The sequence below is a fragment of the Chitinophaga filiformis genome, from assembly GCF_021646545.1.
Taxonomy (GTDB): domain Bacteria; phylum Bacteroidota; class Bacteroidia; order Chitinophagales; family Chitinophagaceae; genus Chitinophaga; species Chitinophaga filiformis_A.
This window is the reverse complement of the sequence record NZ_JAKIRP010000004.1, coordinates 530,293-544,946: the sequence shown is the minus strand read 5'-3', so window position 1 is coordinate 544,946 and position 14,654 is coordinate 530,293. Positions and strand designations below refer to the sequence as shown.

Here is a 14,654-nt window from a genome sequence, read left to right as displayed (position 1 = left end):
TATGAAGAAGATAATTTTTTACCCTGTCATCGTTTTGGTAACAGCAACAATAACCATCATTGCCTGCAACAAGGATATCGAAGGGAGAACAGATAATATTCCTGCTCTTTCTCCTTCCAGCATCGACGTGAATGCCGGAACATGGAAGCCGGTACTGCTTACATCGCCATCGGAATTTTCGGTGGCTGCTCCGGGAGCTACTACGTCCCCTGACTATATTGCACAGATCAATGAAATAAAGTCCTGGCAGGCAAACCTGACCAATGAAGAAAAAAGAATAGTAAAATACTGGAGTGCCGGCGCTGTACTACGGTGGAATGAGATAATGCGCGAACTGGTCGCCAAACATAACTTACCGCCTTATCAAAATGAGGACGGAACTTATCCGGTGCCGAGTGCCAGTAATCCTTTGGCATACCCTCAGTTCCCATTTGCCAATCCTCCCTATGCAGCAAGAGCGTATGCTTATGTATCAGCTGCGCAGTATGATGCACTTATTGCAGCCTGGTACTACAAAACTTTGTACAATCGTGCCGCACCTTACGAAGTGGACAGTACTTTGAATGTACTTATTCCAAGATCTGATCTCCCTTCTTACCCTTCAGAAGATGCGGTGTTAGCAGGTGTAGCAGCAGAAATGTTGAAACTGCTGTTTCCAGGCGATCAGGATTATATTCAAAAAAAAGCTGAAGAACAAAAAAGGGCGCGTATTATTGCCGGCGCCAACGTTCGCAGCGATATAGAAGCGGGAGATGCTTTAGGTAAAGCAGTAGCGCAAAAATTTGTGGCAAGGGCAAGAGGTGACAGGGCCGGCGCAGCTGGCGGCAATGCTGCATTATGGAAGCAACTGGAGGATGATTGTATGGCAAAGGGAGAGACTCCCTGGAATAGCCTTGAGACGCCCAAACGTCCTCCTATGCTGCCGTTGTTCGGAAAAGTAAAGCCCTTCCTTTTCGATTCGCTGACAGTTATCGCATTACGTCCTGGCCCGCCACCTTCAACTTCAAGCGCTGAGATGAAAGCAGAGGTTGAAGAAGTGTACAACCAGACGTCCAACGCAAGCCGTGAAGACATTCGTATTATACATTTCTGGGCTGACGGCGCAGGCACTTACACGCCGCCCGGCCACTGGATGTCGATTGCTGCTGAAGACTTTATTAGGAAAAACTTTAGTGAGGTGCGCTGGGCGCGCAATATGGCGCTTCTTGCTATGGCTGAAATGGACGCGGCTATCGTTTGCTGGGATACCAAGTATTACTATTTCAATCCCCGTCCATGCCAGATGAATCCAAATATAAAGTCACTTACAGGCGTTCCGAATTTTCCGTCCTATATATCCGGGCATTCAACCTTTAGTGGTGCGGCTTCAAGGATACTGGGATATCTTATTCCGGAAAGAGCAGCCGCATATGATGCGATGGCTGAGGAAGCTTCCAGGTCCAGGTTTTTGGCCGGGATTCACTATCGCAAAAGTGACTGTGCAGTAGGGCTGGTTGTAGGGAAGCGTGTGGGCGACTATGCAATACAAAGAGCAAAGACGGATGGTGCAGAATAAAATATGTTAACTTCATTTACAAAGTATTAGTCGTTACCTAACGTTATTGACTAATTCAGATTGTAACATTTTAAGCACAGGGAGATGAAAAGCGATAAAGACCCGAAAAGCAATGTCAGTAAAACTTACCATGATAACCAGCCAACACATTCATGTGGCGCTAAGTGATAGCAGCCCGACCCACTAAATGAAGGGGAATAACTGCGCCGGGATTGTAAGTAAAGGATTTTTTATCTCCCTCTCAAGGCAAAAACGCTCCAGGTCATTGACCTGGAGCGTTTTTGCCTTTGTTGGATATCTGCTCAGACATCATTATCCACGTGCGACTGCATGTCAGTTACAGCCCTGTCTGCTTATCTTTTCGCTGATAATCTGTCACCTTTTTTACGATAACCCTTTTGTTAACTTAAAACACCCCTAGATGAACAAACATTTCTACCTGGTTATTTTTGCCTGGCTTATTGGTTTGAGCACTACCCAGGCGCAAAATGCGGATCAGCTGTACTACAACAACTTCGCATTGCAATTTCACTACAAAGCAGCAAGTTTCGTCGTAGACACGCCATTGGTATCTACAGCCCCACAGGCCTTCCTGTTATGGAGCGCCAACGTGTACCAGGATTCCACGAAAAGTTCTTTATCGCTCGATCAGTTTGATGCCAACGGCAACTTCATCTCCGAGCACGTGGTACCGCAACCCGGCAAGCTGTTGCCTTCCCTGCTGCCAAAGAAGATCCTCCGTATGAAAAGTGGTAAAGGTTACTATCTCTTAGGCTACGTGATCCAGTCCACTAACCTCATCAATGGTATCCCTGTGTACTCCACACCAGTACTCATTCGACTGGATCAGCAGCTGAACCCTGTCTGGGTACAGAAGCTACACTTTTCCGCTGTTAGCACTGTTAACGCCAATACGCTCATTGAATACAATGATCTTATTGAAGCTGTTAACGGCGACGTGATCATTGCAGGCCGCTACAGCCCCGCGCCAGCAGGTCAGCAGATCAACGTACTGGTAACCCGCCTCACCAACGCAGGCGCCATCGTATGGAACTACCACTACACCACCAGCTTCACCTGTAACGCAAACGCCCTGGCGCTGACAGAGGCGACCGACAACAACATCATCCTGACTGGTTATGTAGAGCTGTGTACCAGCGGCTTTAGCGGCCCACGCCAGGTACTCTTCCTCCGTCTCCAGCCAACCGGTGTCCCCGTTACTGGTTTCGCTTATCTCGGCGCCACCACTGAATCGGCCGGTACCAAGATTGTGAAACGTACCAACATTGCCGGCAACGATGCTTTCTTCATCTCCGGTTTCACCGATGTTACAGCCGCCACCGGCGCACCTAACAGACAGGTGCTGATAATGGATGTAAGAGAAAACGGTGCTATCATAGGCGCTTTCCATGTCGGCGATGCCGGTACTGAAGAATCCAACGACCTCGTTATCCGCAACCTGGGCAACGAAAACTACCACCTTTTCCTCACCGGCTTTACCACCAGCTACTATACCGCCGTGAGCAAAGAAGCGTTCTACCTGCAAATGCGCTACGTGCCTGGTACCCTTGGGCTCGTGGAGTTCAGCACCTTCCCTCAGACGGCGCCTTACACCGAAAGGTATGGCCTGGAAATAAAAGCCGCCGGAAAAGACAAGTTCGCGATACTGGCCAACGCCAATTACATCATCAACACCACGAGCAGCAACACCAGTACATTTAGCAACGTGCTTCTGCGCGATCTTAGCTCCACCAGCCAACAGTGTATCAAGTTACACCAGCCGCCGGTAAGCGCTATGAACTTCAGTCCCAAACAACTCACGGTATCGCGGATAGCTCTTTCTTTCAAACCTTATGCAGAGAAATATATCCTGTTCGAGAAAGTATATCCGAAACTGCTCTGCGGCCAGTTCAAGGTCAATGCATACGATGCGCTCAATAGTGGCGTGATAGAACAACGCTTAGCCGCGCAAACTTTGACATTGAACAAAATGGCGCCGGTAACTAAACCGGAAACTGTGAGCGTTTATCCTAACCCAGCCAGTAACTATGTCTTTGTCGAATACGGAAAACCTATCACCTCGAAAGTCCAGGTGAAAGTGTTTGGTGCTGGTATGAACTTGCTAAAAACTATTGAAATCAATGACAACAGCAGGAAAACGTTGTCACTCGACGGTCTCCCGTCAGGCTTGTATTTCATACAGGTGGGCGATAATAGTAAGAACGAAGTCTTTAAGATTATAAAAAGGTAAGAACGACCTGTTTACGTCAAAGAGGGTGTCAAAGGCACCCTCTTTACATTTAGCTTAATTATGAGCCTGTCCCGTATTTACGGGCCATCATCAGCCGTGTGCTGCAACAGCTACTTCGTCCCATTCTTTCCAGGTCTGAAGCTTGTCGGCGTAGACACGCTGGGTTTTCCGGTAGCCGAGGTTACCGAGGAACAATCTCAACGGAGGATTTTGACTGTCTATCAGCTTCAGGATAGCAGGTACGGTTGCTTCCGGCTTGCCATAATCGCCAGGTAACATCCCTTCCGTTTGGAAAAGTTCTGTCCTTGCAGCATCATAGGCTTCAATGGTTTCACTGAGCACGGCAGATTTGCCGCCAAATTCTGTCATATATCCATTGGGTTCTACGAGTGTGACATGGATGCCCAGGCTACTCACTTCACTTGCCAGTGCTTCACTGAGACCTTCCACAGCGAACTTTGTAGCGTTATAGATACCCAGTGTTGGTAGGGACCATATGCCTAAGACACTTGACAGCTGGATGATATGCCCATGGCCCTGTTCACGTAATACAGGCAGTGCGGCCTGCGTTACCCATAGCGTTCCATACACATTTGCCTCAAATACGTCCTTCACGTCCTGTTCCTTCACCTCTTCAATCGCACCAAACACGCCATAGCCGGCATTATTGATCACTACATCCAATTTGCCAAATCGTTCTTTTGTCTGATTGATGGCCCTGATAGCGTCATTCCTGTCGGTAATATCGAGGCGGATCGGCAGAAAACGGTCGCCATAACGGTCAGCAAGGTCTTTCAGTCCATTAATGTCACGAGATGTCGCCGCTACATTGTCGCCACGTTGCAGCAGCGCTTCTGCCCAGAGTTTACCAAATCCTTTAGATGCTCCTGTAATGAATATTGTCTTTGCCATTTTCTTATGTTTATTGTTAACTTTGATATGACAAAGCTACCAGCAATTGAGGCGGGCAAATAACCCATTTGAGCTGAAGAATAGCACAGAATTACGAAAAGTGATTTTTATCCGACTTTCAGGTCGCTGTAACAATGAAATAGGCGGAACGGAGCATTGTAAACGAAGAAGGAAAACTGTAAACCAATTAACGTAGATGGACAAGATCAGTCATTACAGGAGCATAGCAGAGTTGCATGAGAAAAGCGGCTATCCGCAGCCACAACATCCTTTACTCAGCCTGATGACCTGCAAGGAACTTATGAGTTATTCACTTGGCGAGTCAAGATTCACCGGCGATTTTTATATGATCGCCCTGAAGAAGATTAAGTCAGGGTATGTACTATACGGCAAAACCAGGTATGATCACAATAATGGGTCCATGGTTTTTATGAAACCCCGGCAGATCATTGAGGTGAGTAATGTGCAATTTGCAGAGAAAGGATTTGTGATTTTCGTTCATGAAGATTATTTGTCTGGTCACCCGTTGCATGAGGGTATTAAGAACTACGGTTACTTCGAATATGAAATCAATGAAGCGCTTCACTTGTCGCCTGCTGAAGAGCAGATCATGTGGGATCTCTACGACAGTATTCGCGCCGAATACGAGAACAGTACAGATGAATTCAGCCGGGACATCATTCTTTCCCATATAGATTCCATCCTCAAGTATTCAGATCGCTTTTATAACAGGCAGTTCGTTGACAGGAGCAAGCACGTATCAGGAAAAACAATAAAGAAGTTTGAACAGGTGCTGCAGCATTATTTCGAGACCGGTGCATCCCGCCAGCAAGGATTACCGACCGTTAATTACATGGCGGGAGAGCTTTTTCTTTCCAGCCGTTATCTGACCGACCTGCTTAAACAGGAAACCGGTAAGACAGCCCTCGATCATATTCATATCCACCTGATTAAAGAAGCGAAAAACAGATTACTAAGTTCAGATGAGAGCATTGCAGGTGTTGCCTATGAGTTGGGGTTTGAAAATCCTTCTTATTTTACCCGCCTTTTCAAGAAAGTGACAGGGATAACGCCTGTGCAGTATAAGGAGCAGGGCAGTGCCTGATATTGCTGGCGGTAAAGTTTTTCCTGGTAAACATTTGCGGCGTCAAAACGCTATAAGCAGAATGCGTAGTCCAACTAATTTACTTTTTCAGTCACGGATTGATGAAGATATTGCTAGTGTCTTGTTCAGTGCACTGGCAGGGCCTATGTACTCCGGTTTTTTACTTTAGTTGTTTAAAATCACTGTCCACGAGCCCAACGACTACAATAAAATTTTGATACAAGTCTTTTGAGTTACTGATTTCGTTTTTTAAAATGTTCTCATATTCTTCCAGAATTTTAAGTCTATCAAACTTCAATGATTCTATGCCTAATGAAATATAATTGTTATTGGGGGACCAATCTGCGTCCAATAACCATAAGTCGTAGCCATCATACCAGGTGTGTCCGGAAAGATAAAGCTCAAATCCATTATATACCTTTTGGGCTCCGAAATTTATAGCTATAATTTCTTTATTATCAGCCAAACGTTGTAAGTCAATGTTCCACTCGCTTACTATCTTTTTTATCCTATTTCGAATTACTTCAATCATGAGTGTTACATTAATTTTGGTCTGCTGATCACTTTTGTAAAGTCGACCAACGCTAAATGATCTTTCAGCAGACGGATTTACTTAAACCAATCGAAGATCAGTAGTTTATTCATGTTGGTGAGTCTGATGTTCTCTTTGAGTACTATTCCAATACTGAAGCTATTACCTGCCGGAGGCGGGTCTTATCTCCTTTATAAGCTTCTATTTGCCCGATTCTTTCTATAGGAATTCTTAATAGCTATTTTGCCATCCTTAAAAGTAAATAGATCGCATCCCATAACCTCAACCTTGGTGCCATCTGATTTGGTTCCTGTAAAAATCCACTCGGAGAAGCCTCTGTTCCCTGAAATGAAGTGTTTGGCATTGGCCCAATGAGCATCTGGGAATGTTGCAAATACGTTTTCGAATGCTTTCTTAACCTGTTCCTGCCCCGTAAATTTTTCTCCATCAAAATTTGGTCCCGCCGAAGCCTCAAACACACAGTCATCAACCATGTGTGACATTATCGTCTTCACATCATGAGCATTAAATGCATCAGCAAAAGACTGGAGAAAATCTTCTGTTACTTTGTTATTTGATTGCGCCATAAGTAGAATTGGAAATAGTAGAAGAAATGTCAAAAGTCCTGTTTTCATATAAGTTTGTTTTGAAACGGACTAATCTGCTGCTGCTGTTCCGTTCACATGTTTACAAAGCATATTTTATAAGCTGCAGGTAAATTTTGTTGTTAACTACTTCGTTCTTTTCTCAAGTATGTTGAGATCGCATGGCAAATAGCAAATTGTCAATTGGTATAAAGAAAAACAATAGGTCCACACAACCAGTCTTTTGGAATTACACTTGCGTTATCATAAGACAACACGGTCCGACTTGCGCTTCCCGGCCGTTAAAAACCGCTGCTCTTGTAAGGTAGGAAAATGGAAGCACTTAAACGAATAAAATCCGCCGGCTATGACTGTTAAGACACCAGGAAGGCAGGCAATTCAGCAGCATCGTCTGCTGTCTCATGATTTTCCTGTTTATCACGCATGAGTTCAGTTATAGCAACGTTTATAAAATAGGAAACATATGTACCGAGTGATGCATAGAAGCCATATTAACGGCGCCTTCAGAAATACACTTCGATAACCACTTCCTTATTGATCCGGCGAAAAAAAATATCATTGTAATGGACTCAGAGAAAAGAGATCAAGCAGGAAAAGGTAGTGAATTGATATTTATTTAAGAGGACCGCGATATATAAAAACAAACATAAATACGTAGTATCCCGTATTTTTTTAAAATAAGTTCAAAAATATTTGTTTAAAATCAATAATGCTGTAAATTCATCTTCCGGATCTGCTGACGGCAGGATTAAGTAACAATTACCCCAAATAACATTGTTAACTTCCCTATTCTGCTTTCGCTATTGTACCTGATTTCCAAATCATATATGTCGTTGTATTGTTGTTTGCTGATAAATATGAATAACTAGGGGGCGACCTTAAAAGCGGTTCAGGCAATCTTTTGATCCCATTTTGAAATTTGTTTTTTGCTAATCCCTTAATTCCGTTTTGCAATGAGCAATTCAACCGGAACTATCGAAGCATTTGCCATACGCGTTTCACAAATGCTTGAACCCCTGGTTTATGAATTGAAGCCCCACAGAGCTGGTGATTTCCTGCAGGAAATAGGCATCAATATAAGTGAAGCACAGGTACTGAACATATCCACGGCACTGGGTACAATTACAGATGCCATGGATGATCTGCTGATCATTATAAATTCCCTGACAGCGGCAGTAAATGAAGGAAATATCGAAGAAATAATAGCAAAGGGAAAGGAGGCTGTCACTGCAATTAAAAGTGTAATGACAGCCGTTAAAAGCCTTAAATCGTCCGGTGACGGCATTTTTGATGAGATTCCCAGCGCTGATGAATTATTGAAGAGAGTATTGTACCGGTTGATCGTACAATATCTTGAACAGGTACCTGGGCTGGTATCGATGCTGCAATTCCTTGGCGTACTCGAGGTCATTCCCCAAAATGTGAATTCCCCTGATCCCAATGCTGTTCCCTACAATAAATATGATTTTGATTTCGGCAAGATAGGTGGCTGGTTAGGCAACAGCGCCAAACAAATGCGCGATATGTATGGATGGGGAACCTCTGATATCAATGCCACACTGTTGTTCGGACGTCTCGAGAACATACTGGTGGAACTGGGAATGCCAGTTATATTCAATTCCTCCCCGACAGACCCCACGATGGAACTTTTCGTTGCTGAGGCTACGATCAACAAAAATGTACAACCCAATGGCCTGCAGTTTCAGTTGAATTTACCCATAGCGCAGACAACGCAGGAAATAAAGCAGGGAGACTGGACATCAAAGGTTAAGCTGGATGCTGACATTCCGCTTTCAGCATCATTACTTTTACAACCCGGCGGCCGCATATATATTGCGCCTCCTGTAACCGCCACATCCCTGCAGGGTAACATAGAATACACAATTACTGGTAAGAAATCCGGTGGCGCTCCCTTTATCCTGCTGGGTATTCCGGGAGGTACGCGCATACAGTTGAGCGAAGTGATAGTACAGGTAAAATCACGTCTTGAATGGAATGCTACAGAAAACAAGTCGTCCGGCAAGATCTCCTTTGAAGCATCCCTGAAACAATGCAAGATCGTCCTGAAAGCTGACGGTGCAGACAGCTTTCTCCAGTCCCTTCTTCCACCGTTAAACCTGGAAGTGGATTTTGACCTCAGGTTGGGCTGGTCGAGCGAAGGAGGATTTTACATAGAAGGAAGCAGTGCACTGGAAATAAATCTGCCGGTCAACAAACAGGTTGGCCCTGTAAGTGTTAATGGGCTGTCTATCGGCTTCAAGCCGAAAGCAGGCGCTTTCCCGCTGGCTATAGGCGCTAACCTGAAAGGTACCCTGGGGCCGATCACGCTGGCGGTACAGGATGTAGGAGCTTCTGCCACACTGTCTTTTATACCGAACGGAAATATGGGATTCGCCCATATGGATATCGGCTTTAAACCTCCCAAAGGAGTAGGCATATCCATTGATGCAAAGGTTGTAAAAGGTGGCGGCTTTCTGCAATTCGATCCCGACAAAGGCGAATACGTTGGGGCCTTAGAGCTTTCAATAAACAATAGTATCCAGGTTGCAGCTGTTGGTATTATCAATACAAAACTGCCTGATGGTTCAAAGGGATTTTCTCTACTGATCATTATCAGTGCTACGTTTTCTCCGGGCATTGCATTGGGCATGGGTTTCTTCCTCGGAGGACTGGGTGGTATGCTTGGCATTCACCGTACCATCAACGTACCTGCCCTGCTGGAGGGAGCGCGCAATAATTCAATATCGAATATATTATTCCCGCAGAACATTGTGGCAAGTATGCCAACATTGCTGCCACAGATCAAAACACTGTTCCCCATACAAAAGGACCAGTTCTTTATAGGCCTGATGGCCCGTATTACCTGGGGCGTACCTACACTGGTAAAAATTGATTTTGGTATTGCACTGGAGTTTCCCAGCCCCGTCAGACTAGCCATACTTGGTGTACTCAAGATCGCATTACCTTCTGAAGATAAAGCTATTTTAAAACTGCAGGTGAATTTTGCAGGTGTAATAGATTTTGATAACAAATACCTGGCTTTTGATGCGGCGTTATATGACTCCCGCATTCTCACTTTCACTTTGGAGGGGCAGATGGCCGTGCGTTTAAGCTGGGGGCAGAATAAAGCTTTCCTGATGTCTGCCGGCGGTTTCCACCCGTCTTTCTCACCACCTGCGGAATTGCGCGTTCCGTCTATGAAAAGGATCACGCTTACGATCCTGGCAGGCAATCCACGTCTGGTATTGACAGCCTATTTTGCTGTAACGTCAAATACAGTGCAATTCGGTGCCCGTATTGATTTTAGGTACAAAATCTCCAAGTTCAGCGTCGTAGGGTTCCTTTTGTTCGATGTATTGTTCCAGTTCTCTCCATTCCGTTTTGAAGCCCGTATAGCAGCAGGGTTAGCAGTGAAATGGGGGAACTCCACCATATTATCTATCGCCCTCGATTTCACACTTACCGGTCCAACGCCATGGCACGCACGCGGTACCGCTTCGTTCTCCATCTTATTTATCTCAGTGAAAGTAAGACTGAACGTTACCTGGGGAGAAGCTAAAAAACTGATAGAAGAAAGCATTCCTGTATTGCCGAAAATAATAGAAGCGTTTTCATTGCCGGCCAACTGGACAGTAGAAGCTCCGGTTGACCGCCCTGCGCTGATCACACTGGGAAAGATGAACGCTGCGGATAACGAAGTGTTATTACAGCCCAGTGGCTTCCTGAAAGTAACTCAGACCATCATGCCACTGAACCTTGAGATCAGCAGGTTTGGAAATGCCGCGCCAGGCGACATTAAGTCCGTTAACATAAAGTCTTTTAAACTGGCTGGAAATAACGTGGGTATCCAGGTGGTGAAAGAAGTATTTGCGCCATCAGCATTCAGGAAAATGAATGATGCCGATAAATTAAAGGCCGCCTCATTTACACAGGAAGCCGGTGGTATAAGGATACAGGAAACAGACAATGCACTACATGTTAATTATGCCTTTAACCGCCCGGCAAAATTCGATATCCGCATTTCTGATTTTGACGCTAACCCTTCTGAACAAACATTCGAAGTGGACCTGCAATCCTTCAAAAAAATGGCAAAAGGCGGAGCCATCGGACAATCGCCTTTGTCAGCACTTTACCGGCAGACTAAACTGAAAAAGAATGCTGTCAGCGTTGCAGAGGAAGATTATATTATTATAGACAATGCAACAATGCAGCCTCTTACTGTAAACGGGTTCTCACGAGGCAGCCGTGCCGTTGCTGAAGATACACTGGCAGCAGCACTTAATCAGCAGCCCACATTACAGGGAGGGGTCAGCATTGTTCCAGCCTATCATTTAAGCGAATACCAGTTAAACTAAGATATATGAGCAATTTGGCTACATACGGATTTCTTCCCTGGTGCCGGAAAGGAATTGCTGCGAAGATTGAAGAGACAGATACTTTGGGCGGTAATTCCACCGTTATTGAACGTGCCTCACTCACCGCAGAACTGCAACTGGAGTTCCGGAAACTGGACAATACCACCGGCCAGCAAAACATTCAGAAAACCATTAAACTTACCGGCCCGGGCGATGTACTTGGCTTCAGCAGACAGGCTATCGTACGCATTGAGCCCTACGCCGGAGATACCAGCTTTGCTGCAAACGGATTACCATTTATAGAGTTTTATGAGGAGGACTTTCCATGGAGGTACACCCCTGCAAAAGAACATACTCCTTCCGGGATACAGGAGCAAACAAGGCTGAGGCCATGGATCAGCCTCATTGTGCTGAGTGAAGATGAATTTACTTTACAGACACCGGTAAATGCCCTTCCATATATTGCAGTCAGTGAAGAGGTAGTGCAGAACGGTTTTCCCCGGCCACAGGACGTATGGGCATTTGCACATGTCCAGATAAACAACCCGGTTACAACAGGTAATATTGCATCGGAAGTGGGTGCTGAAATCGATAGTGATCCCGATGTAGCCCTGAGCAGGTTACTATGTTCCAGGAAGCTCCAAAAGAACAAGGCATATACCGCGTTTGTGATCCCGGCTTTTGAAACCGGACGACTGGCGGGACTGGGTATTTCTACAACAAATGTATTAGCCCAGCAGCCGGCCTGGAAAAAGGCCGGCCCGTACTCTGCCCAACGGCCTTTTCATTTTCCCGTTTACTACCAGTGGAGTTTCCGTACCGGCAGCTCCGGAGATTTTGAAACGCTCGCCGTTGGCCTGAAACCCATTGTATTGGGAGAAGACGTCGTGGATATTGCACATATGCCGCTGGATATAAGCAATCCCGGTTTTAATCTCTCGGCAGGAGAGGGTGGCACACAAACCATTAATCTTGAAGTTGCGCTCAAACCTTTGAACCATGTGCCCGACTCCTGGCCTGCAGCTGATCCTGCCGGACCGGAAGGAGTGAACAGTGCCGACCTGGATACTATCGGAAAACTGAAAGATCTCCTGAACTTATCTGCAGACCTGTTAAAAGCAGATGGAGTAGCACAGGCAGGGAATAACCCTTATTATAATACCAGCCTCGGAGATGATCCCATGCTGGTGCCGCCGGTTTATGGTATCTGGCATGCTAATATTGAACAGATAGGTGATCCCGAAAATTATGTCTGGATAGAACAACTGAACCTTGACTTCAGATACAGGGCAGCCGCGGGCCTGGGAGCAACTATCGTACAGAAACACCAGGAAGAGTTTATGAAACAGGCCTGGCAGCAGATCAATAAAGTAAACGAAGCAAACCGCAGAATCGAAGAAGCCAGGCTGGCAAGTATGGTTAACCAGTCGCTCGTAAAGAAACATATTGTAAGCGCCGGTAATGATATTGCCGTAGTGATCACAACCCCTGTCCAGCACCTGGTGAAAGAAAATAACAACAGCACCGTACAACAGGTTTTTACGGAGAGCCGTATTCCTAATGCGGTAAAATCTGCTGCTTTCAGGAAATTAACACGCCCGGGAACTACACTCAGTAAAGTATTGAAAAGCGATGTGAACCTTAAAACTGCAGCTCCTGCAGGTAGCGGACTGATAGACCGTAAAACAGTGTTGCAGAACTTTAACCTCGACGAGACAAACAGTAAAGTACTACGGTCGGCCTTCCTGAAATCTTCCCCCAGTGGCTCGCTGGAAGCAACGGATATTTCGAAATATGCAGTAGCTGCTGTTGCCTATTACCAGGGAGAGATTTTTAATACAGCCAAAGAAATACTGGTGACCTCCATCCGCGATACGGTGAAAGCGTTTACAAATGTGACTTTGGCACAACTGACAGCCCATATAGACAATCACCCGTCCTATACTCTTGCCGAAAAGAATACTACCAAATCCATCCTGCCTAAGCTGGCCGCGTCTTCTTTCCCTCTGAAGAAGAACCAAACCGGTGATATTATAGTAACGATGGACGCTGACCAGTTCAGCAGCCTGTTTGATAAAGGCGTGAATGCAAAACGCTTTGAGAACGTTATCCTGAAGAACACGGAACCACTGAATTACGATGATATCCGTCCTCTAACCACTGGTCAGCAGGTGGTGGACCTGCAACAATCTATCAACGGCTTCAGTAATATGGTTACCGGCACAGAGGGCGTAAAGACAAGCCCCGTCTTTTCAGGAATAGAGACAATAGCCGGAAAGATCCTCACACAGCTGGACCCTGCCAGCACAATGGCCAGGAAACTCTCATCTACTATCAGTATTAATAAGGATGGCGAATTTGTACCATTACAATCCCTGAAACCGGTAATGGCATATCCGGAATTTGAGGAGCCGATGTATAAATACCTGCTGGAGCTCTCCCAGAATTATATTTTACCGAACGTGGATAAACTGCCGGACAACTCAATCTCTGTTATAGGCACTAACCAGTCGTTCATAGAAGCTTTCCTGGCAGGAATGAACCATGAGATGGCAAGAGAACTCTTATGGCGCGAATATCCCACAGATCAGCGAGGGTCTTACTTCCGGCAGTTCTGGAATACACAGGACAGTATTATACCCCTTGATGATGATCCGGCAATCGATAAGGAACTGAAACGCGATATTACTGTAATGGACCTATGGCAGGGCGCCCTCGGCGATCATACACCTCGCGGACAGGAGTCAACGCTGGTGCTGGTGATCCGCGGTGAGCTGCTGCGCAAGTACCCGAATACTATGATCTATGCGCAGAAGGCCATGTATAATCCTGCAAATGCTACCCATGCCCGGCAACTGACAAGCCAGATAAACGATACGAACAGCAGGTTCCCCTTGTTCAAAGCACAGATAGGAGAAGATATTACACTGCTGGGGTTCAGCCTGACAGAAGAAGAAGCGAAAGGGGAAAGGATCACCGACGTGAATACCAGTCCTGCAGGAAAAAATCCAGGGTGGTTTTTTATCCTCAAAGAAAGGCCCGGCCAGGTCCGTTTCGGCCTGGACGACTGGCAAAGCGATGATGGCAGTACCATGCCCCCGGCAAATGTCAAACCAGCCACCTGGAATGACCTGAGCTGGGAACACCTGGTAAGTTCTAAATCAGCACTGGAAAACTATCATATTAATTTCTCTACGGCCGTTGAAATCCAGCAACCGGAGAATCAACCAAAGTGGAACAGCAATGCCGCAGACCTCGCGGCTATCCTGTTCCAGGACCCTGTACTGTTTGCCAGGCACGCTGCCGAAATGTTACCTCATTAATAAAATTTTCACTTGT

General features: G+C 45.9%; 8 protein-coding genes. 5 read left to right on the top strand and 3 right to left on the bottom strand.

Annotation, left to right across the window (positions count from 1 at the left end; all coding sequences use genetic code 11):
- The first annotated feature begins 1 nt into the window (after position 1).
- Positions 2–1,555, top strand: coding sequence for a vanadium-dependent haloperoxidase (locus tag L3C95_RS14475; protein WP_236388665.1), 1,554 nt, complete (start codon positions 2–4; stop codon positions 1,553–1,555).
- A gap of 421 nt (positions 1,556–1,976) precedes the next feature.
- The gene (locus L3C95_RS14470) at positions 1,977–3,806 is read left to right on the top strand and encodes a T9SS type A sorting domain-containing protein (protein WP_236388664.1); all 1,830 of its coding nucleotides are present in this window, start codon (positions 1,977–1,979) and stop codon (positions 3,804–3,806) included.
- 90 nt (positions 3,807–3,896) lie between these two features.
- Here the strand turns inward: L3C95_RS14470 and L3C95_RS14465 are convergent, their stop codons facing one another.
- The gene (locus tag L3C95_RS14465) at positions 3,897–4,718 is read right to left on the bottom strand and encodes an SDR family NAD(P)-dependent oxidoreductase (RefSeq protein ID WP_236388663.1); all 822 of its coding nucleotides are present in this window, start codon (positions 4,716–4,718) and stop codon (positions 3,897–3,899) included.
- A gap of 196 nt (positions 4,719–4,914) precedes the next feature.
- On the opposite strand from L3C95_RS14465, the gene L3C95_RS14460 reads away from it, so the two are divergent.
- The gene (locus L3C95_RS14460) at positions 4,915–5,823 is read left to right on the top strand and encodes a helix-turn-helix domain-containing protein (RefSeq protein WP_236388662.1); all 909 of its coding nucleotides are present in this window, start codon (positions 4,915–4,917) and stop codon (positions 5,821–5,823) included.
- Between the two features lie 160 nt (positions 5,824–5,983).
- On the opposite strand, the gene L3C95_RS14455 is transcribed toward L3C95_RS14460, so the two are convergent.
- Together L3C95_RS14455 and L3C95_RS14450 are read right to left on the bottom strand one after the other, a co-directional pair.
- Positions 5,984–6,355, bottom strand: a complete 372-nt coding sequence (locus L3C95_RS14455; protein WP_236388661.1) for a hypothetical protein — start codon at positions 6,353–6,355, stop codon at positions 5,984–5,986.
- 191 nt (positions 6,356–6,546) lie between these two features.
- Positions 6,547–6,990 carry a nuclear transport factor 2 family protein gene (locus L3C95_RS14450; protein WP_236388660.1) on the bottom strand — a complete coding sequence of 148 codons (444 nt, stop codon included), beginning with the start codon at positions 6,988–6,990 and terminating at the stop codon, positions 6,547–6,549.
- A gap of 923 nt (positions 6,991–7,913) precedes the next feature.
- On the opposite strand from L3C95_RS14450, the gene L3C95_RS14445 reads away from it, so the two are divergent.
- Entirely contained in the window at positions 7,914–11,315 is a 3,402-nt protein-coding gene (locus tag L3C95_RS14445; protein WP_236388658.1) for a DUF6603 domain-containing protein, read from the top strand.
- 5 nt (positions 11,316–11,320) lie between these two features.
- A complete protein-coding gene (locus tag L3C95_RS14440) occupies positions 11,321–14,638 on the top strand; it encodes a hypothetical protein (RefSeq protein ID WP_236388656.1) in 3,318 nt (1,105 codons plus the stop codon).
- The last annotated feature ends 16 nt before the right edge of the window (positions 14,639–14,654 follow it).